Source organism: Paenibacillus sp. J22P15, from assembly GCF_056269345.1.
On the sequence record NZ_JBWDNT010000003.1, the window covers coordinates 555,596 to 582,546 of the forward strand.

18 protein-coding genes, 3 pseudogenes and 1 riboswitch are annotated in these 26,951 nt (G+C 43.7%); all 21 genes and pseudogenes read left to right on the forward strand.

All coding sequences use genetic code 11. The features are described from left to right. Window positions 1–21 precede the first annotated feature (21 nt). Window positions 22–1,647 (forward strand): glycosyl hydrolase family 18 protein, encoded by a 1,626-nt coding sequence (locus tag AC0YN6_RS10900; protein ID WP_475746808.1) that lies wholly within the window; start codon window positions 22–24, stop codon window positions 1,645–1,647. Between the two features lie 188 nt (window positions 1,648–1,835). Further along, window positions 1,836–3,116 (forward strand): DUF445 domain-containing protein, encoded by a 1,281-nt coding sequence (locus AC0YN6_RS10905; protein WP_475746809.1) that lies wholly within the window; start codon window positions 1,836–1,838, stop codon window positions 3,114–3,116. Continuing rightward, complete coding sequence (locus tag AC0YN6_RS10910) at window positions 3,117–4,451, forward strand: DUF445 domain-containing protein (protein ID WP_475746811.1); 1,335 nt, start codon at window positions 3,117–3,119, stop codon at window positions 4,449–4,451. Window positions 4,452–4,703: 252 nt separating this feature from the next. Continuing rightward, complete coding sequence (locus AC0YN6_RS10915) at window positions 4,704–6,689, forward strand: methyl-accepting chemotaxis protein (RefSeq protein WP_475746813.1); 1,986 nt, start codon at window positions 4,704–4,706, stop codon at window positions 6,687–6,689. 98 nt (window positions 6,690–6,787) lie between these two features. After that, window positions 6,788–6,988, forward strand: a riboswitch (cobalamin riboswitch). Between the two features lie 150 nt (window positions 6,989–7,138). Then, entirely contained in the window at window positions 7,139–10,255 is a 3,117-nt protein-coding gene (locus tag AC0YN6_RS10920) for an S-layer homology domain-containing protein (protein WP_475746815.1), read from the forward strand. An 86-nt stretch (window positions 10,256–10,341) separates the two neighbouring features. After that, a complete protein-coding gene (locus tag AC0YN6_RS10925) occupies window positions 10,342–11,862 on the forward strand; it encodes an S-layer homology domain-containing protein (protein WP_475746817.1) in 1,521 nt (506 codons plus the stop codon). Window positions 11,863–12,040: 178 nt separating this feature from the next. Continuing rightward, window positions 12,041–13,822, forward strand: coding sequence for a glycerophosphoryl diester phosphodiesterase membrane domain-containing protein (locus tag AC0YN6_RS10930; protein WP_475746818.1), 1,782 nt, complete (start codon window positions 12,041–12,043; stop codon window positions 13,820–13,822). Window positions 13,823–13,847: 25 nt separating this feature from the next. Next, entirely contained in the window at window positions 13,848–14,579 is a 732-nt protein-coding gene (locus AC0YN6_RS10935; protein ID WP_475746820.1) for a uracil-DNA glycosylase family protein, read from the forward strand. A 41-nt stretch (window positions 14,580–14,620) separates the two neighbouring features. Beyond that, entirely contained in the window at window positions 14,621–15,412 is a 792-nt protein-coding gene (locus AC0YN6_RS10940; protein WP_475746822.1) for an SGNH/GDSL hydrolase family protein, read from the forward strand. Next, a complete protein-coding gene (locus tag AC0YN6_RS10945) occupies window positions 15,405–16,316 on the forward strand; it encodes an ABC transporter ATP-binding protein (protein ID WP_475746823.1) in 912 nt (303 codons plus the stop codon). Before AC0YN6_RS10940 ends, AC0YN6_RS10945 begins: the two co-directional genes overlap by 8 nt. Continuing rightward, window positions 16,309–17,280 (forward strand): ABC transporter permease, encoded by a 972-nt coding sequence (locus tag AC0YN6_RS10950; protein WP_475746824.1) that lies wholly within the window; start codon window positions 16,309–16,311, stop codon window positions 17,278–17,280. The genes AC0YN6_RS10945 and AC0YN6_RS10950 overlap by 8 nt, the downstream gene beginning before the upstream one ends. Window positions 17,281–17,353: 73 nt before the next feature. Further along, complete coding sequence (locus tag AC0YN6_RS10955) at window positions 17,354–17,707, forward strand: hypothetical protein (RefSeq protein ID WP_475746868.1); 354 nt, start codon at window positions 17,354–17,356, stop codon at window positions 17,705–17,707. A gap of 454 nt (window positions 17,708–18,161) precedes the next feature. Beyond that, window positions 18,162–20,675: an outer membrane protein assembly factor BamB family protein gene (locus AC0YN6_RS10960; RefSeq protein ID WP_475746826.1), complete on the forward strand. Its 2,514-nt coding sequence runs from the start codon at window positions 18,162–18,164 to the stop codon at window positions 20,673–20,675. Between the two features lie 78 nt (window positions 20,676–20,753). Continuing rightward, window positions 20,754–21,040 (forward strand): annotated as a pseudogene (locus tag AC0YN6_RS10965) (NUDIX hydrolase); the annotation flags it as partial. 178 nt (window positions 21,041–21,218) lie between these two features. Then, window positions 21,219–21,920 (forward strand): RNA polymerase sporulation sigma factor SigK, encoded by a 702-nt coding sequence (gene sigK, locus AC0YN6_RS10970; protein WP_475746827.1) that lies wholly within the window; start codon window positions 21,219–21,221, stop codon window positions 21,918–21,920. A 152-nt stretch (window positions 21,921–22,072) separates the two neighbouring features. Next, window positions 22,073–22,303 (forward strand): annotated as a pseudogene (locus AC0YN6_RS10975) (sigma factor-like helix-turn-helix DNA-binding protein); the annotation flags it as partial. A gap of 212 nt (window positions 22,304–22,515) precedes the next feature. Next, window positions 22,516–22,824, forward strand: coding sequence for a glycosyl hydrolase family 95 catalytic domain-containing protein (locus tag AC0YN6_RS10980; protein WP_475746829.1), 309 nt, complete (start codon window positions 22,516–22,518; stop codon window positions 22,822–22,824). A gap of 15 nt (window positions 22,825–22,839) precedes the next feature. After that, window positions 22,840–23,073: pseudogene (locus tag AC0YN6_RS10985) on the forward strand (glycoside hydrolase family 95-like protein); the annotation flags it as partial. 198 nt (window positions 23,074–23,271) lie between these two features. Next, window positions 23,272–24,327, forward strand: coding sequence for a LacI family DNA-binding transcriptional regulator (locus AC0YN6_RS10990; RefSeq protein WP_475746831.1), 1,056 nt, complete (start codon window positions 23,272–23,274; stop codon window positions 24,325–24,327). A gap of 424 nt (window positions 24,328–24,751) precedes the next feature. Next, complete coding sequence (locus tag AC0YN6_RS10995) at window positions 24,752–26,011, forward strand: Gfo/Idh/MocA family protein (RefSeq protein WP_475746833.1); 1,260 nt, start codon at window positions 24,752–24,754, stop codon at window positions 26,009–26,011. Window positions 26,012–26,051: 40 nt separating this feature from the next. Then, a partial coding sequence (locus AC0YN6_RS11000) for an ABC transporter permease (protein WP_475746835.1) occupies window positions 26,052–26,951 on the forward strand: 900 nt, incomplete at its 3' end.

Below are 26,951 nucleotides of genomic sequence, written 5' to 3' on the forward strand. Positions count from 1 at the left end.
TCTTAAAGGGAGAGGGATGTCGTGAGATTACGGGGAAAAACGACAATGCTTATTGGAATTTTAATGTTGTTCATGATGGGAACAGTGATGCAGGCGTTTGCTTATGATGCGCAATTAAAACCTTATCGCGATGTGCCGGAGAAAGATTGGGCGGCCGAATCTATTTATCGGTTAGTCGCTCTAGGCGTCGTTTCTGGATATGCGGACGGATCGTTTCGGCCGAATGCTGAGCTTACGAGAGAGGCGTTCGTTAAGCTGTTAGTAGAATCTGTTAAACCAGTGATAGATAAAGAGAAGCGAGCACAGCTCTCTGATGTAGCCAAAGATCGCTGGTCCTATAGCTTTATTAAGTCGGCATATGATGCTGGCTGGTTGGATTTGCTTATCGTTAATGGGAAATTCAGTCCTAGTCAAAGCATCAAGCGTGAGGAAGTAGCGGCTTTAACTGCCTTTGCGCTGCTGCAAGGAAAAACCGCAGAAGAGAAGCAGCAGTGGTTAGAAACTGGCTGGCAGGAAGCTAGCAAGCAAGCCTCCTTTGGAGATATGAATCAAATGGATAAGGTGCTCGCTCCTTACGTACTAAGGACGTATGCGGATTCCATTATGCAAGGTGACAATAAAGGCTTATTTCTTCCGAAAAAATCATTATCGCGCCGCGAAGCAGCAGCCATTGTGGATCGAATGATAGGCTACCGCAGTGAAGAACATCAGCTTGAGGTTTCAGTTTTTTATGCTGCGGGCGGACCTTACAAAAAACAGGAACGATTCGCATCGACTGATGAAATTATCTTTGATTGGGCGAAGCTTAACTACCAAGGAGAAGGTAAAGCATCCGTTGCCTTCTCGCCGCCGAGTGATTGGAAGCAGACCATTACTGCAGCAGAAGCAAGCAAGTCTACGAAGACGTTAATGATCTTTGGGAATACTACACTGTCAAAACTAGGCGAATTTTTGTTGGACGCTGAAGCTCGCAAAGTATTTGCTGCTTCTGTAGGTGAGGTTATGGCTAATCCTTTGTACGGTTTTGACAGGGTAGCAATTGACTTTGAGGGTCTTATACCTGCAACGTACAAAGAGCCGCTCATGGAGCTGCTCCGTGGCATTAAGGAAAACCTAAGCAATGAAGTATCACTGACCGTTGTCGTTCCGCCATCCTATTATTATAATGGCTATGATTATAAGCAAATAGGCGAGCTAGCGGATCAGGTTGTCCTAATGGCCTATGAGTTTACCTATGCAGAAGACGGGCTTCCATCTGCTCCGCTTACACTAGTGGGCGATTCTGTACGTGATATACTTTCGTATATCCCAGCAGATAAGCTGCTGCTAGGTATATCCAAACAGGCTAACCAATGGACAACAAAGGCAGACGGAACCGTTGAATTTTTCCGCTCACCGTCGATTGCCGCAGTAGAAAGCCGATTAGAGGCTGCCGGTACAAAATCTGTCATGGCGCTGCCGTACTTTTTGAATCAAATCACGTTTACTGATGATAGAGGCTCGCACCTGCTTTGGTATGAGAATGAGCAAAGCATTCAAGCCAAAATGCGTTTAGCGAAAGATTTTGGACTGCGCGGTGTTGCGGTTTGGCAGATCAATCAGCTAACGGATAAAGATTGGACAGTGATCTCTTCCTTTTATAAGTAGACTCCACGTTAAATGAATGAAATACATGAGCAAATGAAAATAGGACTGAGCGGAGCTTTATGGCTGCTCTGTCCTATTTTTTTGTAACTGGATTAATGTATTATTTCGCGATGTTGGAACTCCATTGTTTCACACCCTATAGATATGGGATAATTAGTGTGAACGATCATCAGGAATGGAGCTTGTGTATGAACAAATTCAGTATTAAGAAGAAAGCGGATTTAGCGCTGCTTTTCTCAGCTATCGGAATATTAGCGGCGTTTCCCTTTCACGATACGTTTGTCGGAGGACTGTTATTTTCTCTATTTAGCGCAGCAACGATTGGCGGGCTGGCTGATTCCTTCGCGGTCAGCGCATTGTTTGGAAATCCATTGAGCATCAAATGGCCTGTCTGGATGGGGACAAACATTATTTCTCGGAATCGGGAGCGCTTGATTGGTGAGCTCGTTCAGATGGTTCAAAATGAACTGCTGACCATCCCGAACATCAGGGAAAGGCTGGACGAATACAACATCGCAGACGTTCTCGTTACTTATTTGAAGCAGCATGGCGGCGAAGAAGGCGTGAATGACATTTTGCAGCAGGTGGCTGACGATGTAATTACGACGATTGATTTGCAGGAGCTGGCTAGAACCGTACAGACCTTCCTGCTTGAGCATGCCGATGCCATACCTGTTGGGGATATTGCTGCCGATGCCGGCGATTGGACAATCAAGAACGGTTACGATGATCGCATCATCGAGTTTATTATTCCGGAGCTTATAAAAATTGTAAAATCAGCACCGTTTGGCGCTGTCATTGATCAAATTGTGAATTCTGCCATTCGTTCCTATGAGGGTGATAAGTTTAGAAGAAAACTGATTGATTTCACCGCTGGGCTGGAATCAGCGAATATTAGCGGAAGATTGCAGGAATGGCTGGTTTCTTTTTTACAGAAATTCCATTACGAAGAGCATCCGCAGCGCAAGCAAATTAAAGCTTATATCGAGCAGTTTGTAATGAGGCTTCGTACGGACGAATCATTGCGGAACAAGATAGAAGAGGGCAAAACAAGTCTGCTTAATTCGATAAAGGATGATCTTAAGTTGGATGCTTTCATACAGCGAGGACTAGAGTCCATTCGGATTACAGCGGCAGAGAACGCGGAAGGGCAGCAGGTTCGCTATCCATGGATCAAAGACAAAGTACGCGAAGGCATAAACTTTGTTGAAGGAAATACAGAGCTGCTTACACGACTTGATCAATACGTGAAGTCGACCGTGCTGAAGTGGATGGAAAATAAGCATTCTTACATTGGCCATATGGTAACCGACAAGCTGAACAGCTTCTCGGAGGAAGAGCTTATCGAGCTCGTTAAAGATAAAGCGGGACGTGACTTGCAATATATTCGAATAAATGGAATCGGAGTCGGTGCAATGATTGGCGTTGTCCTTCATCTAGCGACTTTTTGGATTGGAGGGCTTGCTTAAATGGCTATGAGAAAAAAAGCAAACCGCAGCTTAATACTGCTCGCCGCCTTGTTCATTATTGCAGCCTGTTGTTTATATGTCTTCCCAGATCAGTGGTGGACTCGAATGTTGCTTTACACGACGGAAGCAGGACTTGTAGGAGCATTGGCGGATTTATTCGCTGTAACGGTGTTGTTCCGCCATCCTTTTGGATGGAAGTGGATTCCGCATACTGCGATTATTCCCAAAAACCGAGATAAGCTGATTGAAGGCGTCGCGAATATGGTCGAGCAGCAGTTGCTTAGCAAGGATTTATTAAAAGATAAGGTGAAGCAAATTTCGCTTGTGGAGATCGGTATTTCATGGATCGACCGGCGTCCAAGCGGTATGCTTGCGGAGCAGGGCTGGAAGCTGGTATCGGGACTGCTTGTTAAGCTGGACATTAAAGGGCTTTCTATTCTTTTAGATGAGAGAGCTCGAAAAAGCTTAGGAAAGGTCAGTTTGTCTCCTTACGCTGGCAAGGCGCTCAAGTGGGTTATGAGCAAAGGTAATTTCCAAAGCTGGATCAGTCAAATCGTTGAGTTTGCAGCGGTTCGTGCAGCAGATGAACAAACGAAGGTCGTTATTCGAGAGCTGCTTGGAAAGGAAAAAGAAAAGTTCGTTAACCAAGGAAGCATTTTCTCTAAGTGGCTCAAGAAAATGGCAGTAGAAGTCGCAGAATCAACGAATGCGCTAAATCTCGACGATGCTGCAAATGTGTTATTTGACGATTTGCAGCTGCTTATTAATGATTTGCGTAATCCTCAGCATGAGCTTCGCGTTTTACTTGAGGAAATGGTATTGCAGCTGGCGGATAATTTGCAAAATCGCGAGGACGTATCGGCTGCTGTTAATGAGTGGAGAGATGAAGTCATCGAGAAAATCTCATTGCTGCCCTCCATTGAAGCGTTATTAGGTAATTTGAGACAGCTGCTAGTTAGTGAACCGGGATTGCAGCTTGCAGTACAGCAGAAACATTCCGTTAATAAATCGGATATTAAAGAACTGATCAATCAGTTTATTTTATCTTATTGGGAATGGTTCAAGGCAAATGATGAAACAAAGGGCTGGCTGGAGCAATATGTGCAAAAGTTTGTTCATAAGATGATCGATACGGAACATGCGATTATTGGGATCATCGTTCGCAAGACACTCGACAGCTTCACCGAGCAGAAGCTTGTACATTTTATCGAAAGCAAAGTCGAGACTGATTTACAGCGTATTCGTTTGAATGGAGCATATATCGGTGCGGCACTAGGTGCGGCATTTTATATTTTGCTATATGGCGTGTATGAACCGCTTTTGAATTTGTTGTAATGAGAAGCAGCTGTCCTCGAAATCACTCTATGTCGCTTTGTATGCGGCAGCAGGGTGATTTTTTTTCTATGCTTGATATGAAATAAATGAGGGTTAGGCTAGGTATTTTGTATGATTATTAATGTAAAAATTTAAAAAAATAATTATATAAATATGTATTTATTAAGGAGTTTTGATCTAATAGATTTAAAACGCATAACAATTTAGTTAAAATGGTTTAATATAGCTTAATTAACAATGGGGGCTGGAAAGATGAAGATGGGATTACGCTCGTTAACGAATAAATTTATGCTAGTGATGGCTGTTGCATTAGCTGTAATCGTAAGTGTGATATTAGTTTATGAATGGAACGCTGCACGTATAGTAATAGAAGAGCGGCTCCGCGATAAAGGTCGCGATCTTGCTTTATCTTTAGCCCGCACCCTTGAGAATGTAACCGAGCAGGACTTGAGCACGGGCATCGTGTTTCAGGATGGAACGAAATGGGATAGTGGAAAACTTAAACAAATTTTTTTTAACGATAAATTGACTGTAAATCCGTTAAGCACGGAGGTGGCTGAGAAAAGGCGGCAGGACTCAACCTACGCGGAGAAAACTGCGGTTTTGTACAATGGGGAATCTATTCCGCTCTATCAATACGAGCTGAAATATGATAGTGCATATGATCGCTATACGGATGAACGCTGGCAAGGCATTATGGATAGTTTTATGACTGATGATAATGTTATTTATGCAATGGCGACGGCCTACTCAGACAATCCATCATTCACTGGCTATATTGCAACGCATAACAGTGTTTATAGCGCTGTAGGAGAACAATCTGCGGATGCTTGGGGAGATGTAGGCTTATTAAGCCAAAATTATCGAGCCAATCGGATTTTTAATGATGAAACGGGCTACAATGCTGCCAAGAACACAAATGAGGACGATATATTTTTGCAGAAATATAACCGGCTTATTGACGGGAAAACGGTGGAAGCGTGGGATATTTCCTATCCTTTAATGATTGATGGCAAGCATTGGGGAGCCGTACGTGTCGCATTATCGAAAGAAAAGGAAGATGCGCTGATTGCAGCTGAAAGAACGAAAGTAATGATGCAATTTGGCGGATTAATGGCAGTAGTATTAGTCGTTTTATTTTTCCTGTCACAATTCATGGTGGGAAGAAAGCTTCGTAAAATCGTCCACGCTTCTGTCAATCTCAATTCCAGCGAAGCGGATCTCACTTACCGAATCGAAAACAAAGGTAATGATGAAATTACTCGTTTGGGAGAAGAAATCAATCATTTTATCGCCCATATGCAAAGCTTGATGCGGACCATTCGTAACAATGCAGCTTCGGTCTCAGATTTTGCGGGCAGGCTTGGGGTTGGTTCAAAGCAGAGCAGAGAGCTTGCTTCTCAGCTTGCTTCATCCGTAAATGAGATGGCAGCAGGCGCTGGAAACCAAGCGGATGGAGCAGTTGAGGCGGCTAGGTCAATGGAGGATATGGCGACGAGTGTTGGAAGAATTGCCTATTCTTCAAGCGTAATGTCAGAAGCATCCGGCGACATGCTGATTGCAGCGGAGCAAGGTTATTCGAAGGTTGATCATGCTGTGGGTCAAATGGAACGACTAGGCGCGGCAACTGCTTCGATATCACGAGTGATCGGCCAGCTAAATGAGCGCTCTTCAGAAATTCAAGAAATGGCAGGCACAATAGCTGCTATTGCTAATCAAACAAATTTGCTCGCTCTCAATGCTGCGATCGAGGCAGCTCACGCAGGAGAATATGGTCGAGGGTTTGCGGTTGTATCGAGTGAGATTAGAAAGCTGGCGGAGCAGGCTTCGGCTCATGCTGGTCAAATTGCAGAAACGATTGATGATGTGCTTGCGTTAACAAATAACGCCGTCAGCGCAGTAAATACGGGTGAGCAAGAAATGGAGCAAGGCTTGCACATTGTTCATAAGCTGAAGGAGTCTTTTGATACCATATGGAAGGAGTCCAGCAAGGTTGCATCACAAATCGAGGACGTGTCGGCTTCAACAGAGGAGATGGCGGCAGGCAGCGAAGAAGTAAGTGCCTCAGTCGAGACGATGGCACAAGTAGCCAAGGATACTTCAAACCATGCTGCTCAATCGGCAGTAGATACCGAACGCCAGAATCAGCTTGCTGCGGAGACGCTGCAGCTTGCATCGTCCGTAAATGAGCTTTCGGAGGAGCTTCAGCGGTCTATTAAGAGATTTAAAATCGATTAGAATACAGCTGTGAAATTCACAACTGAAAGAAAAACGTACAGAACCTTTGTCTAATCCATTCAAATTTGTTACAATGCACAAATCAAGCATTTACAATTTCATAGAATAGCTAATATGGTGCTGCCGTGAATGGTTTATTCACAAGCAGCTTAATAGGGAAGTTCGGTCAAAGTCCGACGCGGTCCCGCCACTGTATCGCTGAGCTGACTATCATGTTATCCACTGTCCAATTGTGACGGGAAGGAGATAGTCTAGCAATGAAGCGAAGCCAGGAGACCTGCCATAGGAGCGCTCTATATTTCTCACGAGGATGGGAGGGGGATGTTTATTCGTGCTTCAGCAGTAGGTGGATTCCTATGCTTTCTTGCACACGTGTCAGCCCAAACATCTTTCCACAAACGGAAAGATGTTTTTTTGTTGCTAGAAATGAGAAAAAGGGAGAGAAAACATTGCTTACATTGAAGAGATTTATGAAAAAGAGCTTGCCTGCTATTTTAAGTTTTGTATTGTTGTTTACTTTATTTTTACCTCAAGTAGGTAAAGCGGCAGATCATTCTGCGAATGCTTCATTAACAGGAATGATCGATAAGACGGTTCAATATTATAAAAATAGAAATTGGACCTTGGGTTCTTGGTGGGAAATTGTTGGCCTATGGGGTGCGGGAGAAAATTTGCAGGATGGCAGTTGGAAGCTGCCTAGTTGGAAGACCGTGGATCCTGGGCTGAAGCCTGATGATTACGACACAACTCATATCCGCTATATATTTGGATTGCTCGCTATGGGTGAAGACCCTGCGCATGCGTGGGAAACGGATCGAAATCTTTATGCGGAGCTGGCAGCGCAGCAAAATACAGATACCGGAGAAATTGGTGGAATATACAAACATGTGTGGGCGATGCTTGCACTCGACACGGGCGAAAAGCTTGGAAGTGATGTTGGCGGCTGGGATGCAACTGCCAAGAATAAGGCATTGAATTATATATTAGGCAAGGAGTCTAATGGGAAAATCGGGTATGACGCAGATTCTACGGGAATGGCTCTGCTCGCTCTTGGAAACTACCAGAGCGATAGCGCTGTTCAACAAGCAATTGTTAGAGTCAAAGCTTACTTGAAAGGAATCGCATTAAACAAAGAACAAGTTGTTTTTGGAGACAACTCCAACACTATGTCTGCTGTTGTATCGGGTTTGACAGCTATAAATGAGGATGTATTATCCAATGAATGGACCTTTAATGATAAGACGGTTCTGAATTCCTACCAAATGTTCGAAATTGGAGACGGTTCTTTTAAATGGAATATTAATTATGGCAATATTGGTATAGGTATGGCCACGGAGCAAGCACTAATTGCTCTACTTGATATTAAATATCAGAAATCAGTATGGTATCGTATTGGTGAAATTAAACTGCCTACTTCTGTTAATGTAAAGGTTAAGGTCGATGGCATTTCACAGAGCATTTATGAACAGAAAACCGTTGAACTAAAACAAAATAACGAGCCTGTGACTGCTCTCGATGCACTTAAAAAGGCGCTTACTACAGCAGCTCCACCGATCTCCTATAATATCGTAGAAAGCAGTTATGGTCCTTATGTCCAAGGTATTGCTGGACAGGAAGCGGGTTATTTTGGCGGCTGGGATGGCTGGATGTTCGAGGTTAATGGAACTGCGCCAAATGTAGGTGCAGGTGATTACGAGCTTAAGGAAAATGATGTTGTCCGCTTCTATTACAGCAGATATCCGGCTCTTTCTACGCAATTAACAATTGAGAACGGTGCTGCTAATCCAACGATTGATGTAAATCTTGTTGGCGATGAGTTCACTAATGCAGCGAACAAAATCGAAAACTGGACAATTGATACAGGGAATACGGAGCTGAAAGTAGCTTCATTAGTTCAAGATAAGAATACAGTAACGATTTCTTTCGAAGGAACAGCAACAGGCGGAGCAATTACGATTCAAGCGTTAGGCGCTGCGTTAGTAGGCAACAAAGAAAGTGATCCAATTTCTGTTGTAATTCCACGCGAAGTGAGTGATACAGCGGATCAAACAATTGATATTAATAAGAATGAAACGGTTGTTTCACTCGGAGCAGCAAGTGATGCACCGATCACGAATAATATCATTGTTACATTCCCATCAACTGCATTGCCAAAGGTAACGGCTATACGCGGCACAACTACACTGGACATTCCAGCGAATACAACTGTTACATCGACATGGGATAACAAGCTTCAGCTTCCAAAAAACTTAAGCACAGATGATAGCGGCCTAACTTCTAAGCTGAATACCGCTTTGTCTGCAGATAATAAGAAAGTGGATGCAATCGCAGTTCGAATTCAAGCAGGCGGCAACGAAAAAATACAATTCAATCAACATGTTATCCTTACCCTAAAAGGACAAGGCGATAAGGAAGCCGGCTTCGTTGATCAAGCGGGCAAATTTACTGCGATTAAGAAGTATCCAGATTCGTCGGTACGTACTGACGAGGTTTATGCCTATAACGATAACGGAAATCTTGTTATTAAAACGAAACATTTCACTGAGTTTCTAGCTTACACAACTGCAGCATTGACAGGTGGCGGCGATGGCGGCGGAACTATTCCAGATGCAGATACGATTAAATTATCCGTTGAAAAACGGTCGATAAATGCCGGGGATATTGTTGCTCCATATGCTGTAACACTTAAAGCAGGTGACACGGCCTTCACCGCCATCAAACGTGCTCTTGATGAAAAAGGTATTTCAATCGACTATACAGGCTCAGAATCAAGCATCTACGTGAAAGCGATTGGCGGACTTGCTGAGCGTGATCATGGCGACGTTAGCGGCTGGATGTATTCCGTTAATGGTGTTTTCCCTAACTACAGCGCAGGTTCATATGTATTGAAAAAAGGTGATGTGCTTCGCTGGCAATATACGAAGGATGGTGGTGCTGACCTTGGGGTTCCTATACCAGGTGGACCAGGATCAGGCGGAGGGCTTCCGGGAACAGGGCCAGAAGTGAAGCCAGATCCTTCAACACCTAAATATACCGATGCTGATAAAATTTCTAGCTGGGCGCTTGAAGCTGTAACGAAAGCAACTGCATTAGGCTTCATGCAGGGCACGAGCACAGACAATCCAAAATTCGAGCCTAAGCGTCAGTTAACTCGTGCGGAATTTGCTGCATTGATCGTGAAGTATGCAGGAGAAAAGCCGTTGCTTACGGATGCAGGATTTAAAGATGTGAACGAGCAGGATTGGTATTACGGTTATGTTGGAGCAGCAAAGGAAAAAGGATTGATGTCTGGTGTAACCGCGACCTCCTTTGCTCCAAATCAACCGATAACGAGACAAGAAATGGCTGCCGTTCTCGTTAGACTGAAAGGTCTTGCTGATGCTAACGCACCTCAAGCTGCGATTAAAGATCGTAATGACGTGTCAGCGTGGGCAGTTCCATATGTGAATGTAGCTTATCAAAAAGGCCTAATGACAGGCGATAACGGATTATTTAATCCGCAAGCGCTCGTTACGAGAGAAATGGCTGCAGTTGTCATCATTCGTTTGAATGAATTGAAATTATAATATAGGATGAAGCTGTCTCATCAGCTATGTGAATTCTGATAGCGATGAGGCAGCTTTTTTTCTCGAAAGGAGCGTGTTTTGAAGAGATGGAGGGTATATTCTTATCTGAAAAACGGCTAAAACGTATAGCTGGACTTTGTCTGCTTTTGGTCATGTTATGTTCACTTTATTTGTCTGCCGAGCAAGTATCAGCAGCTGAAAGTATTGATGTCAGTAAGGAGATTAACGCAGCCGCAGAGCAAATAATGAACAACGATTTGTTGAGCGATTGGGAGGCACTTGCTCTTATTCGCTCAGGCAAACCAGCATCTGCAACCTACCTGAAGCAGTTGGCAGAGTATTTGAAAGAAAACAATGGTGAATTTCGTAAGGTCACTGATCTGGAGCGGATTGCCATTACGTTAAGAGCTGCTGGTGAAGATCCAATTATATTTGCAGGTTTTAATCTCATCGAAAGCATCTATAACCATTCGAAAATGACGAATCAAGGTACGAATGGTCCGATATTCGCCCTAATCGCTTTGAATAGCGGAAGCTATGAGGTGCCTGCGAGTGCGGTATGGACGCGTGAGAAGTTAATAAACTGGCTGCTCAGCCAGCAAAACGTCAGCGGCGCATTTCCGCTTTCGGTGAAATCCGAGGATAATTTGGATATAACAGCGATGGCAGTAAGCGCGCTTGCACCTTATAAGGAGCAAGCAAACGTGATGAGCGCAATCGACAAAGCTGTCAAATGGCTGTCTTCCGAGCAGCAGGTAAACGGAGGCTTCTCTGCTTTTGGCGAAGAAAACAGCGAGAGTGTGGCTCAGGTCATTATTGCTGTGACAGCTGTAGGCATTAATCCTCACGACACAGTCTTTATGAAGAAGAATGGAAGTCTCGTGACTAGCTTGCTCCGTTTTCAGCAAGCAGATGGAGGTTTTGCTCACGCACTTGGCCAGTCCTCCAATAACATGGCGACAGAGCAAGCGTTGATGGCGTTAGTCGCTTACGACCGTTATATTAAGCAGAAGCCATCCTTGTTCAACATTTCGGCAGATACAAGCTTATCTAATGGAAAGCAGCAATTTGTCGATAACAACGTCATATCATTATGGGCATATGATGCGGTCTATCGTGTATTTGATGCAAAGATCATGGTGGGAGTAAGCGGCTCGGAGCTGCGCTTTGATCCGAAGAAGCAGATGACAAGAGCCGAATTTGCAACCTTGCTCATCAATTTGCTGAAGGAAACACCGTCGAGTGATGCGGCACAAATATTCAAGGATGTTCAGCCGAGCGCTTGGTATTTCGGAGCGATTATGCGTGCCAAGGAGATCGGCATCATTCAAGGCGTTACAACCGATTCGTTCAAACCAAATCAAGCCGTATCTAGGCAGGAAATGGCGATTATGATCGCTAAAGCATTTAAGCTGACAGGCAGCACGGAGCCGCTTCCTTTCAACGATGCATCCAGCATTCATGAAAGCGCAGTAGCATACGTCAATGCCGTTTACACGAACGGCTTGATGCAAGGCTCGAATGGCAGCTTCAATCCGAAAGCAGTCGTAACGAGAGAAATGGCGGCAGTCGTTGCTGATAAGCTTATGCTGCTGCAGGCAGCATAAATTTTAAAAAAAGCGAAAGCAAAGAGCGAGCTGCTCCTTGCTTTCGCTTTTTTTGTGTGTGCAGTGTACCGATTCGACGCGGGGGTAGGTATATAAGTTATAATAAGGAATAGAAGCTGCTAATATCTTCCTTAGGTGTGCTTTTTGCTTATCCATACAAAGAATAGGATGAATGTTCATGCTTAAACGGCTTGGTAGAAGTATACGAGACTTTCGTGAAACGTATAAACAACATTTGTTGTTTGAATATTTATTTATGCTGCTGACTAGCTTTGTCATCATTCCGATTATTTCCTTTATTTTCAACAGAATGCTTCGTGTGCTTGGAGCTGGCTCGATGCTGAATGGCGAGGTTTACAAAATTGGACTCAGCTATACCGGGGTTGCTGGCTTAATCGCCATTTGTATTGTGGCAGTACTGGTGCTTTTTATCGAGTTTGGCGTGGTTATTACCATTTCACAACAGCATTATTTTCGGAAAGAGGTACTGATCTCAGATGCGGTTCTAACGACGCTGCGTCAAACCCCTAAAATCTTTGGTTTCGGTATGATCCAGCTGTTGTTCTTTCTCTTGTTTCTAGTGCCATTTATTGATTCGCCGCTTTCTGCATCCTTATTTGCGCAGTTTAACGTCCCTATTTTTTTCAATAGCCGCGTATTGAACTTGTCTATGCTTATGCTCGTCGTATACGGTTTATTATTTTTGGCGGGATTGTACATCATTTTGCGCTGGATATTTGTATTGCATTTTATTCTAATCGAGGACAAAACGGTTCGTGGAGCGATCAGAAGCAGTCTTATGTTGACGAAGGGGAAACGATTGTCTATCTTCGTTAATCTGTTTTTGCTTAATGCGATTGTATTTGCGCTTGGTTTTGTCGTTATTTCCTCCATCGCCTATTTGCCCTCATGGCTCGACAGCAATGTGCTTAAAACAGTGACTAACAACTACTCATTAACCTTAACTACTGTTCTTACCTATATGTTTACACTTCTTCTCGTGCCGATTAATATGATTTTTTTGACAAGACTCTTTTATTACTTTAAACGTTTGCATGGCGTAATGCCGAAAGATCAGATGCGTATGTACACAAATGGTTGGCTCAGTCCATTAGAGAAACGTTTGATGACATTTCTAAAGAGCAGCACCCGGAAACGAGTGTTGTACAGTTCTATATTGGTTATTTATTTTGCGCTGGCACTATTTGTAAGCTATGCGGCGAATGATCAATTGGTATATGTCAAATGGGGTGTGCTTTTGTCTGCTCATCGCGGGGATACGCTCGTTGCACCTGAAAACTCGCTTGCTGCCGTTCGCAGCTCTGTGGAGCAAGGTGTCGATGCCGTTGAAATTGACGTTCAACTGACGAAGGACGGTGTTGTTGTCCTCCATCATGATTATAATTTGCAGCGGATGGCAGGCGTAACAAAACGGGTTAGTGAGCTGAACTATGACACAATTGCTAAGCTGAACATTGGAAAACTCGGTGGTGAGCCCGATGAAATTGTTCGAATTCCGATGTTATCTGAAGTGCTTGCTGAGGTGAAGGGGAAGTCGAAGCTTATCATCGATCTCAAACCATATGGTTCTGGCGAGGAATTGGCCAAGCAAGTCGTATCTCTTATTGAGCAGTTTGAGATGACTGAACAGTGTTATATCCAGTCCTTCGATCGGCTTACTCTGCAGCAAATTCGGATGCTGAACCCTGACATCAAAATTGGTCAAATTCTATATATTGCCCTCGGTGATCTCTCGCTCCTTGACGTTGATTTCTATACGATTGAACAAATAATGCTGACGGAGCAGCTTGTCGAGCGTGCACATAAAGAAGGGCGCGAGGTGTGGGTTTGGACAGTCAACAGCGAACGCAACCTGAAAGAGGTGCTCAAGTTCGAAATCGATGGCATCATCACTGATTACCCTGCGCGTGCGCACAATATGGTTGAGCTTAACTATTAAAACAATAGGGAGAGAGCGGTTAAGTATGACACAGATTGAAAAGTATAAATCGTTTATTGCGTCTCTCCCGCCGGGCAGCTTGACCAAAGAACAGCTGTTTGTCGATGAATTGCGTATCTGCGAGCAGTATGACATGTCCATCTATTATGTCCCTTACGAATATGTGAATGATGAAGCAAAAGTAATGATTATCGGTATAACACCTGGCTTTACCCAAATGGAGGTGGCGATACGAAGTGCTAGAGAGGATCTATTAAATGGAGTACCTCATACGCTAATTGATCAGCGCGCGAAGAAGCTTGCCAGCTTTGCAGGGTCCATGAGGAAAAATCTAATTGAGATGCTGGATCAAATCGGATTGCCAGCTACCCTGCGCATAGATAGCAGCAATTTATTGTTTGAAGAGCGCAGAGATTTGCTGCACACAACGTCAGTTGTTCGTTATCCGGTATTCATTAAAGGTAGTAATTATACAGGGCACAGTCCCGGTATTTTAAAATCAGAGACGCTGTATCACTATGCAGAAAGCATCTTCCTTCCAGAATTGCTGGCAGTGAAGGATGCCCTTGTCATCCCGCTTGGCAAGTCGGTATCAGATGTCGTACAAGCTTTTGCAAATAAAGGGTGGATAGATAAAGAGCGGTGTTTGTTTGAAATGCCTCATCCCTCGGGAGCGAACGGTCACCGAAAAAAACAGTTTGAGCAGAACAAGGCAAGCATGCAGCAGCAAGTGTTGAAATGGTTCAATCGCGAGTAGCAGCTATAGAAATGGAAATGGAATGGGGAGTGGGAGTGAGGATGCATAGCAAAAAGGTACGTGTTATTACTGGATTTGCGGTTCTTGCCAGTCTCTTATGGATATTTGCGCTGGGCTGGTCGATAAAGGACTATCTTGTTGGAGCAACAAGTAATGTGGCTGTGCAGGATGACACGGAACAAGAAACGGGAACTTCTTCTGAGCTGAAGATTATCGCACTTGGTGATTCGTTAACAAGAGGGACGGGAGATATAGAGGGGAAAGGATATGTCGGTTATGTCAGTGATCAGTTGAAGGAGGCTGGGAAAGAGGTTTCTTTAATTAATTTAGGTATTAAGGGACTGACCTCTTCGCAGTTGGCGGAGCAAATGAAACAGAAGGAAATCGAGCGTCAAATTGGGCAAGCAGATGTTATTATGATGACCATTGGCGGCAATGATCTGTTTCTTGGCGGTCAGTCGCTTTCGGATCTCTCTGAGGCGAGTATAGCGGGATTAGAGGAAGTGTATTTGATACATTTGAAAACCATCCTAACGAATATCCGAGCAGTAAATACGGAAGCAACTATATACGTGCTTGGTCTATATAATCCGTTCAGCGAATTTCAGGATGGAGAGCTAATGTCGACTGTGGTTAGGAATTGGAACAACAAAACAGCGGATATGCTTGCTAAGTATTCGAAGGCGGTATTTGTACCGACCTATGATCTGTTTCAGCTGAATGTGGGTGAACTCTTATTCACGGACCATTTTCACCCAAATGAGATAGGGTATCGCTTAATGGCTGAGCGGGTAGCTGCTTTAGTCATTGGATTGGGGGACAATCATGAGTGAGATCACTTTAGCGGTTCAGGGACTGCGGAAGGTCATTGGCAAGCGGACGATTATAAAAGATTTAAGCTTTGAGCTGAAGCGCGGTGAGGTATTTGGTTTTCTAGGTCCCAACGGTGCAGGGAAAACAACGACAATACGTATGCTTGTTGGCTTAATAAAACCGACTTCAGGCACCATTCATATATGCGGAATAGATATAGCGAAGCATTTTACGAAAGCGATGAGACATTTAGGTTGTATCGTTGAGAATCCGGAGCTGTATCCGTTCTTAAGCGGAATGGACAATCTTCGTCACTTTGCTGTTATGATTAATGGCATTTCGCAGGAGCGGATCAATGAGGTTATTCAGCTTGTCGGCATGCAGGATAGGGTGAATGACAAAGTAAGCACTTATTCACTCGGCATGCGGCAGCGGCTAGGGATTGCACAGGCTTTGCTCGGCAAGCCTGATGTCCTTATTCTGGACGAGCCAACGAATGGGCTTGATCCCTCGGGCATTAGAGAAATGCGTACGTTTATACGGTTTTTGGCGGAGAAAGAAGGTTTAACCGTGCTCGTCTCCAGTCATCTACTGCATGAAATTCAACTAATGTGCGACCGAGTAGCGATCATTTCCAAGGGTGAAATCATTCGAGTGGATTCGGTCAAAACGTTGTTGTCCAGTGAAGAACGACTAGAATGGCGTTTAAAGCCGCTAGCTTTAGGAAAAACAATATTAAGTGATCTTACAGCTGTTATTAGCGAGACGGAGGATACGGTTACGACCGCTTTTGTGGAGCATGAGGTTGGAGACTGGAATCGCAAACTCGTGGGAGGCGGAGTGAATGTACTGGAGATGAATCGCAAGCTCCCGGCGCTTGAAGATTTATTTCTGGAGCTGACAGGAGGCGAGTCGATTGATTAATCTTGTTCAGAATGAAATTACGAAGCTGGTCGGCAAGCGTCGCTTTGTCGTAATCTCAGTCATTATTATTGTCCTTCTCTCCATGTTTACTTATGCACAGGCGAAACAGTCAGAGTCGGTCAAGGAAAGGTTAGGCAATGTGGATTGGCGCACCGAATTGCAGCAGCAAATTGTTGATATGCAAAATAGGCTGAGCAGCGCAGGACAATGGCGTGAGCAGATCCAAATTCAAATCAAGCAGTCTCAGTACTATTTGGACAATGATGTCAATCCATCTGAACCAGGTGCTCCGACCTTTATTAGAGGTTTTGTTCAAAATTCTGCAGAGCTGTTCCTGCCATTGCTAATTATGATTATAGCTGTTGATATCGTTTCTTCAGAGCGGGCGATGGGAACGATAAAGCTGCTGCTGACACGCCCAGTGAGTCGTTTTAAAATATTGCTTAGTAAATATATTGCACTTATTTTGTCCGTCTCCTTAGTTATCTTTATATTCGGTTTGTTGTCTTACATCATCTCAGCGATTATGTTCGGCAATCAGGGGTGGTCTGCTCCAGTATTGACAGGCTTCTCGACACAAGGAGGCGAGCTGAACATTTCTAGTGTGCGCCTTGTATCGCAATGGCAGTATATTATTCAGCAATTTGGACTTGCATGGTTTATTTCGCTGGTGGTTGGAACATTATCCTTCATGCTGTCTATCCTGATGAGAAGCAGTGCCGCGGGCATGGGAACGATGCTTGCGTGCTTAATCGCGGGTGCAATTCTTAGCAATATGGTATCCTCATGGGAATCGGCTAAATATTTATTTATGGTCAATCTTGGCTTGATGGACTATGTGAGCGGATCGGCTCCACCAATTGAGGGCATGACGTTAGGTTTCTCGCTTGCCGTGCTGGCAGCTTGGATGATCTGTTCGCTGCTCGTTTCATTTACGGTGTTTATGAGAAAAGACATTTATTAATCGTTATGCAGACTGTCTGTCTCGTCCTAAACTCCTTCTTCTATGCATAAGCATGTAATAGAAAAGGAGCGTGATAAGGTTGGACAAAACGGTTCGCAGATATTATCAGCAAAAACAAAAGCAAAAAGAAATAGAGCAGGAGCTAAGCGAATTACGACAATCGATAATGAACTATTTGACGGAGCAGGATGCTAGTGAGCTGGAAATCGGGAGTCATAAAGTAAAGGTTGTCGTGCAGGAGCGGAAGGAATACGATGATAACAAGCTGTTCGAGGCACTGCCAGACCCGGAATTATGGCGGATGTTATCGAAGCCAGATGGCACGAAAATTGCAAGCTTGGTTAAGCTGAACGTCATCACGGAGGAAAAGCTAAAGGATACCTTTTCTACGAAGACGGTTAAGCTGCTTCAGGTGGATAAGAAGTAAATGCGCGGGGGAACGATTCGGTTAAACGAATCGTTCTTTTTTTACTTTGTGGAGGAGTGATAGCTGATGCCTTGCTGAGCAAATAACTCTTTTGAAGTAAATTCGCAGTTCGTCCCGTTAATGCGCTATAGAAATGAGATATCTGCGGCGGAAATAGGTCTAGAAAGTAGATCTATTTTCTTCAAAATGACCAAGATTGCAGAAATAGATCTAGAAAGTAGACTTAATTAGAAATATACCTCGCCAATAGGCCTCAAAAGTATGATTTTCGCGGAAATAGGTCTAGAAACTAGATCTATTTTCTTCAAAATGACCAAGTTTGCACAAATAGATCTAGAAAGTAGACGTATACCTAAAGTGCGCAACATTTTCACAACACTTATCGTCATACTTACCAAATAAAGTAAAACAAAGGGCGCATTCCGTTTCTTGATGCGTGATGGAGGTCATGGATTTGATTTTCAAAAAATATCAAACGTCAGCACTCATTTTGCTGATTGCGCTGACAGTTGGGTGCGAGTCGAATGCTGGAAATCACACTGTTTCTGACCGCCCTGTCTCTGAAGTTACACTTGAAAGTATTGTACAACCCAACAAGGCAGCAGAAGTTATAACTCCATTGCCATTGACACTCGAACGGGTCGAGCGTGATTTTCGAGAAGTTTTGACTCGTGATCAAGTTCGAGCACTTTTTGGAGAGCCAGCATCGTCTGCGGAGACATACATAATGATGAATGGCGCAATGAGCGTTGTGGATCAGGACAGCTATGAATCTGGTCACTCCAAGCTCATTATTCAGAGGTCCAAAGAAGGGGATATGCTTCATGCAGTCCTCTACGCTACAGATGCTAAAGGAAAGCGCCGTAGTTACCTTCCAACGATTGATAAAATGCAGGCTTCTTCATCAGAAGACAATATAATAGCGCGAGACCATACAATTGAGCTAGATAAACCGGTGACATTATATACAAGTGTGAATGCGTACGAGTGGTGGGGCGGAACACGGTCAGTTAGAAATCAGTCAGTAAATGCTCAGACGAAGTATAAGGCCATTACATTGTCAGATGATTTTGCAGAAATTCAGGATGAATCGGGTTATGGCGGATGGATACCTGTATGGTATCTGACGAAGGAAGCCGCTCGAATAGAGGAGATAGCGCCAATTGCATTAAAAGCTAGTGCGGGCACCGAGGTGAGGTGGTATCCGGATTCCCAAGGCATCGCCGTATTAATGAAGGAGGCTGATCCTCTTTATGCATATAAACAATCTGGCGAATGGTATGGGGTTGCAGTACCTAACGATAAGCAAGGAGATAAAAGCTTCGGTCTGTTATGGGTTCGAAAGGATCAAGTGACTTTTGATGGTACTGCTGCGGCATTGTTTGGCAGTAATAATAATCCAGCCCAAATTAATGCTAATGCAATTTCTGCTGCAGTACGCAGCATGCTCGTGCCTGGCGTTACGCAAGTACGTGTCAGAGCTATTTTCGGAGAACCAACGTTCGAAGAGTCATCGGAAAATGTAGCTACCTTGGATGAGAAAGCTAGAACACTACCATTATGGCGCTATGAGAATGGTCAAAGCGAGCTGATCGTAGCTTGGTCGGAAACAGATACACTAAGGTATACGGGCTACCGGGACTCGTCCGAAACAAATGCTCTTTTCGATTGGTCAGGAACGTCTAATAAGCAGGGTCCTCTTGTACCTTCACAACACGCGGAGTGGGATTGGCGGTTCCAATCCGACCTTGCATTCAACTTCTTGCTCGAGAAGGTCGGCAACGTGTTGTTGATTGCAGGTGAGGATGGCGGTTTCAGCGGCATGCACAATAATTCGAACGTATATGCTCTGGACTCTAGTACAGGACGCAAGAAATGGCAGTTTGATTTTGGATTTGATGGTCACTATTATGGCTTGTCAGCGGATAAAAAGCGGATTGCTTTCTTGAAGAGGTCCGTGAAGGAGGATCGTCCGGTCCATACGCTGCAGACATTAAAAACGGGTACGGGACAGAAGATATGGGAAAATAAGTTAGATAACGGACAGGATATTTCCTCTCTCGCAGTATCGAACAATGTCATTGCCACGGTGCAGAACAAGCGAATGAGCAGCACGGAAGAAAAGTTTAATTATTATCTCGTTGGTTGGAGTTTCGAAACGGGTAAGCAGCTTTGGAGTATTGATTTGCCAGTTGCTTCAGAATTGGTAAAGGACAGTGGTAACCAAGAGGTTCTGCTTGTACAATCGGGTACGGAAATGAGCCCTATTATTATGAAGGAATTGCAAGCGTACGATCCTTTGTCAGCGAAGCTGCTCTGGAAGAAGCCTGAGCGTCAGGCAGCTTCGGAGCAGGAAGTGATTGACAGCGTTCGGTATGCGGAGCATGCTAATGCTTTTTGGACGAGGACGGTCGATGAATTGGTATTAATGGATGCGAAGACCGGCAAGGATCAGCTTCGTCTACCTCTAGCAGTGAATAGCCGTTACGATATTATTGATGAAAGATATGTTTTTTTACAACAGTCACCGGATTCGAACATGTATAGTTCAAACGTGAAGAGCTCACTGATAGAAGTTCAGACTGGAAAGAAGCTTTTTACAGAAGACGGAAGAGCCGAATTTGGGAACATAGAAGGAGATTTTCTATATTATCAACTGAACGGAAAAGCGATGTCATTTGATTTGAAGAAGGAAGATCAGCGCTGGACCATATCCGATATTTCTAACGAATTGACTATTGGCGCTTCAATTGTGCAATATGGAGGCAAACGCGTAGGTGTATCTCCGGGGATAGGAAATATGTATGTGTTAGATGAAGCCACTGGAAAAGCCATTTACAGAATTTCAGATGCAAAGTTTGGCAGTTACGACTTCACTTCCAATCTGCTGCTTAACGGATATTTATCGGTTATCGATGATGAGCTTTATGTAGGCTCCTCAAATGGGTACTTTAGCAAAATGAAATAGAAGGACATATGTCTATAGATCATGAAGGAAGAGGGATAGAGAAATGGAATTGAAGTGGCTGGAATGGGCGAAACAGATGCGACCCCAAAGGTCGATATTCGCGGTGTAGTCTTTAAGGATAATAAAATACTTCTCGTCCGTGAGAAGCTTGACGGGGCTTGGGCATTGCCAGGCGGCTGGGCAGATATCGGTTATGATGCGAAATTGTTGGCGGAGCAGCTGAAAGCGGGGTAGAAACGAGTGCAGTTGATTTTTTTGCGTATAATCAATTGCCAGAGCTTTCTGCTGAGAGAAATACAGTAAAGCAAGTGCAAACGATGTTTGAGTTTCTTAGTGATCCGGATAGAGAGATTATTGTTGATTGATCTATCACGCAGTGAAGTAGTATTAGTAAGGTTCATTACAATCGATTTATAATCAGCATTATCGGCAGCTATATTTTCGTTTGTCGAATCGCCGTACATGCACTTCTAGGCAGCTACCCACATATAATGGAGAACAGACTTCAGTGTTCATCTGTATACATCGTGGGGGTGACTAAGCATGCCAGGATTGTTTTCGGCAATAGCACTATTTATTAAACAGCTGACTCTGCTTGTATCCTATGTCAAAAACAATGCCTTTCCGCAACCGCTTCAAGAAGAGGAGGAGACCAAGCATTTACAGCTGATGGCGGAAGGCAATCAACGTTCACGAAATCTTTTGATCGAGCATAACCTTCGACTTGTCGCTCACATAGTGAAAAAATTCGACAATACAGGTGAAGATCTCGAGGATCTGATCTCGATTGGGACGATTGGATTGATTAAGGCAATCGAGAGCTTTCAAACGGGAAAAGGGACGAAACTCGCGACGTTCGCAGCACGTTGTATTGAGAACGAAATACTTATGCATCTTCGGTCTCTGAAGAAAACTAGAAAAGACGTATCGCTTCATGATCCGATTGGCACGGATAAGGAAGGCAATGAAATTACGCTTATCGATATCCTCGGCACAGAGGCTGATGATATTGTAGACCGGGTGCAGCTAAAGATTGAAAAATCGAAAATATATAAAAATCTCGATATATTGGATGACCGAGAGAAGGAAGTTGTGATCGGCCGGTTCGGTCTAGAGCATGGTGGGGATGAACGGACGCAGCGGGAAATTGCGAAGGAGCTTGGGATTAGTCGGAGCTATGTGTCGAGGATTGAAAAGCGGGCGTTGATGAAGTTGTATCATGAGTTTTATAAAGTGAAGCGGTGAGAATCACCTGAGCTCTTATAGTACATCTGATCTTATCGTATGTAGGGACAATGTTGTGGTTTGATTGTACGATGATATATCAATAAATGAAACCAAATGGCAGAGATTCCATTTTGTTTTTAACGAAACACAGCACTCCACACATGTGGTGGGACCGGGTACAGCTTAAGATCGAAAAATCGAAAATATATAAAAACCTTGATATATTGGATGACCGAGAGAAGGAAGTTTTAATCGGTCGGTTCGGTCTCGAGCATGGCGGAGATGAGCGGACGCAGACGGAGATTGCGAAGGAGCTTGGGATCTTGCGAAGTTATGTATCGCGGATAGAGAAAAGGGCACTCATGAAGCTTTATCATGAGTTTTATAAGGCGAAGCGATGATATTAAGGTTATAAGCATCAAATAATTAGAACTGTAGGTATTCGGCTAAAATATTTTTCTCATCCATATATAGAATAAAAAAACCTTGGGAATCAAGGTTTTTTTATTCTATACATGATGAAAGTTTTGTAGGCTATGTCACTGACCAACTATTCGAGTCAAGTTCATGTATTAGATTTTGTCAATCGTGTTTTGCCAACGAAATCAGTGTCTTGCTGGATGCCGTTAGGCAAACGTTGAATAGACGTGGTGATGCTGGATTAGGCTGGAGTCTAGGGTGGAAGGTTTGTCTATGGGCTCGTTTAAATGATGGGGAACGGGCTTTTCAATTACTTCAACGCTTTTTTAACGTCGTTACGGTATATGGAGAAAGAGGGAGCGGTATATCCCCGAATCTACTCGGCTCCCATCCTCCATTTCAAATTGATGGAAACTTCGGCTTTACGGCGGGCATTGCAGAGATGATTGTTCAATCCCATAGAGGGTATGTCGAACTATTACCTGCGATTCCTTCTGCTTAGCAGAGCGGGTCGTTATCCGGGGTTCGCGTTCGTGGAGGGTTCGAAATATCTCTTTTCTGGGACCGAATGCAAGTTAGCCAAATGGACGTAACGTGTTGCACTAACAATACGTTTATGATGAAATCCGACAAATCGGCAATCGTTCGTGAGGAAGGGACGGAAGACCGGACGATCGAGCCAATTGAAAGTTATCTCTCTATTGAGATCGGAAAAAATCAAACGGTTTCCCTTTTATTCAAGACGGTATAACGAATTAATCCTATATGAAAAAAACGCTCCGGGGTTGGCAATTCGCCACCCTCTTTTTTTCTATGAGTCAGCGATTGATTAACATTCAGATTTATCAGATTTTTCATTTTTTTTTATATTGACTCTCGAATGAAAGCGTATTATTATGATAGAGGAAAGCGTTTGGCGTCAAATTCAAGGAATAAGGAGCACTGTATCTTGCCCACACTCAAAGATATTGCAAACCAGGTCGGCGTTTCCGTTTCTACGGTTTCAAGAGTCATTAATAACGATACGAGCAGGCAAATTAATGCGGAAACGAAAAAAAAAATTTGGGAAGTTGTCCTAGAATTAGGCTATAAGCCGAATGAAGCTGCGCGCAATTTGGTTCAAAATAAAAAGGAAGAAGCTAAACCTTCTATGCAGGTAGGCTGCATAGTGATGAAAGAGCAGTTCCGAGGGCAGCATCCTTATTTCTCCCCCATTTTATCTGGGTTGAGCAAACAGTTACAGGATTCTGGCTATACATTGACTTATATTCACTCCTTGGATGAATTGCAAAGCGAGCAGCAACTGCACAGAGTGGTAACGGAAACACATCTGGATGGGATGATTCTCATCGGAGAGATTGATTCCGAGATTTTAACTTATATCCGAAAGCACATTCGAGCAGTAGTTGGCATCGATTTAACGGATGCAGACGTTGCTGACATTGCTGACATTGCTGTTGTGGATTATGACCGGATAGCTGCTGTTCAAGCCGCAATTGAACATTTAATTGCACAGGGACACTGTAAAATCGGCTTTATCGGAGGCGATACGGGTACCAATGGCAACCCAGAAGATAAGCGATTTATTGGGTTCAAATATGCGATGCATCGCGCCGGATTGGAAGTGAGTCCCGACTGGGTAATCGATACCGAGTGGCTGGTTGAGAAGAGCTATAGCGGCATGATGAATGTATTAGAATCACAGTCAAATGATCTGCCGACGGCCATGTTTGCTGCAAGCGACACCCTTGCAATTGCGGCCATGAGAGCGGTCTCGGAGAGTGGACTGCTTATCCCTAGAGATATGAGTTTTATCGGCGTAGATAATATCGAATTGTCTGAGTACACGAATCCACCTTTGTCTACAGTCGCTGTTCCGAAATACGAAATCGGGGTTACTTCGGCCAAACTTTTAGTTCAATATATAAACGGAACCCTAGATATACCTTTGAAAGTACAACTACCATTCCAACTGGTCATTCGACAGTCTTCTTTGAGGTCATAATTATTTACGGAAATCCGTAGATAATTTTTTTTCAAGGATTTGGAAATCGCTTTCCAGTATTGCCCCAAAGAAAGTTAGTGGTCAAATATAAGGATTTATATATTTGACTCGATAAGTTAGTTATATGTCTAGATAAACGAATTCATCCAAGATAGCATAATTATTTACTTAAATCTTAGGATAATTATTTTTAGCAAGTTTCGAAAGCGCTTTCTTATGTCTCCCAATGAAAGTTATTGGTAAACAAATCCGTCCAAGATAGACGGTGAAGCCGTTTATTTTGATTCTATTAGGAGGTGATGGACTCGATCGTACATCAAAAGCATAATGACACCTTTCTTCAGTCGCCATGCAAAAAAACATGTACTTTATTGAAGCTATTGCATTTACAGGAACTAATGGATAGGGAGAAGGAAAAACCATAATGAAAACATTGACAGCTGTGCTTATTGGAGCGGGATCTCGTGGAGCTCGAAGCTATGCGCCTTATGCGCTTGATTATCCGCATGAATTGAAAATAGTGGCTGTAGCCGAACCAAATAAAGAAAGGCGCGAGAAGTTTGCACAGGAGCATAAAATTCCTGCCGAGCGCTGCTACGCAACTTGGGAGGAAATCCTAGAACAGCCGCAAATGGCGGATGTCATGATCATTTGTACGCAGGATCGAATGCATCATGGACCTACGATTCAGTCATTGAATAAAGGCTACCACGTTCTGTTAGAGAAGCCGATGTCGCCGGATCCGAGAGAATGCATCGAAATGGAAAAAGCAGCAAAGGACAACAATCGTTTGTTGTCGATCTGTCATGTGCTGCGCTACACGCCGTTCTGGTCTACGATTAAACGGATTATCGATGAAGGACGCATTGGCGAAGTGGTTTCAATCCAGCTTAACGAAAATGTGGGATATTGGCATATTGCGCACAGCTTCGTTCGCGGGAATTGGAATAACTCGGACACGTCAAGTCCGATGATTTTGTCCAAATCCTGTCATGACATGGACATCTTATCTTGGCTGATGGATCAGCCTTGTGTACGAGTCAGCTCGTATGGCTCGTTGATGCACTTTCATTCTGGCAATTCACCGGAGGGGGCTACGGAACGCTGTCTAGATGGCTGTGCTGTGGAATCGCAGTGTCCCTATTCGGCTCCGAGGTTTTATTTGGGGGATGGGAAAAACTGGGCGTGGCATTTTACACAGGATACTTCCAAAGAGGCCATCATAGAAGGTTTAAAAACGTCACCGTACGGTCGTTGCGTGTATAAATCTGATAATAATGTGGTTGACCATCAGGTAGTGAACATGGAATTTGCGAATGGCTCCACGGCAACCTTCAGCATGTGCGGATTCACGATGGAGCAGGAGCGAATTGTTCAAATCATGGGCACGAAGGGGCAAATCAATGGCCATGATGATCGAATCACTGTATACGATTTTGTTACGAAAGAGAAAAACGAAATCTCCGTTCATGTGCCAAATAGCGGGCATGGCGGCGGTGATGCAGGGGTCATGCGCAGCTTCTTAGGTGAAGTCCGCACGAATAGTGGCGAGGAAAGTTTGACGTCCGCGACCGCTTCGGTTCGCAGTCATTTGATGGCCTTTGCAGCCGAGGAGTCCAGATTGAACAAGGGGAGATCGGTCGAAATTGCCGAATTTTCCGAACGGATTATGGGTGCGGACTAGTGCGATAAACAAAAAGATAATGATGTGAGGTGAGTTTTTGTTGACGACTACTGAGAAAACATCGTTTATTTCAAAGTTTAGGTACGATTGGAAATGCAACCGCTTTCTTCTGTTGTTATCGTTACCGGGATTAATCATGATTGGTTTCTTTGCTTATTATCCCATGGTCGGTGTCGTAACTGCTTTTCAAAATTACAGTTTGTTTTTAGGAATAAGCGGCTCTGAATGGATTGGCTTTGATAACTTTACTCGGTTTTTTAAAGATCCCAACTTTTTTAGAATTATAAAAAACACGTTTGTTCTTGGTTTTAATAATCTGCTTTGGGCTTTTCCCGCACCCATTATTCTGGCTTTGTTGATTAATGAAGTGATACATCCCAAAATGAAGAGATTTATTCAAACCGCTACGTATTTACCTTATTTTATTTCGGTTGTTGTCATTGTAGGCATTATGAAGTCCATTTTTAGTGGTGATGGTATTGCAAATGAATTGATAGCAAATTTCGGTGTTGACCCGATCCAATTTTTTAACGAATCCAGTTACTTTAGAGGCTTGTATATTGGCTCAGGTATTTGGCAGGAAGTTGGCTATGCCAGCATACTCTACTTGGCGGCCATTACAGGGATTGACTCAGAAATGTATGAAGCGGCTAAGATCGATGGCTGTTCTAAGTTAAAACAAATGTTTCACATCACCTTGCCCAGTCTCCGCCCAACCATCATTACTTTGTTAATTTTAGCAATTGGCGGTATTGTAGGCGTTGGATTCGATAAAATTCTGTTAATGTATAGCCCTGCCACATATGATGTTGCCGATGTTATTTCTACGTATGTTTACCGTAAAGGTATAATCGACCAAGATTATGGATTTTCAAGTGCTATTGGGTTGTTTAACAGTTTGGTTTCCATTGTATTTTTATTAGGGGCAAACTATTTTTCC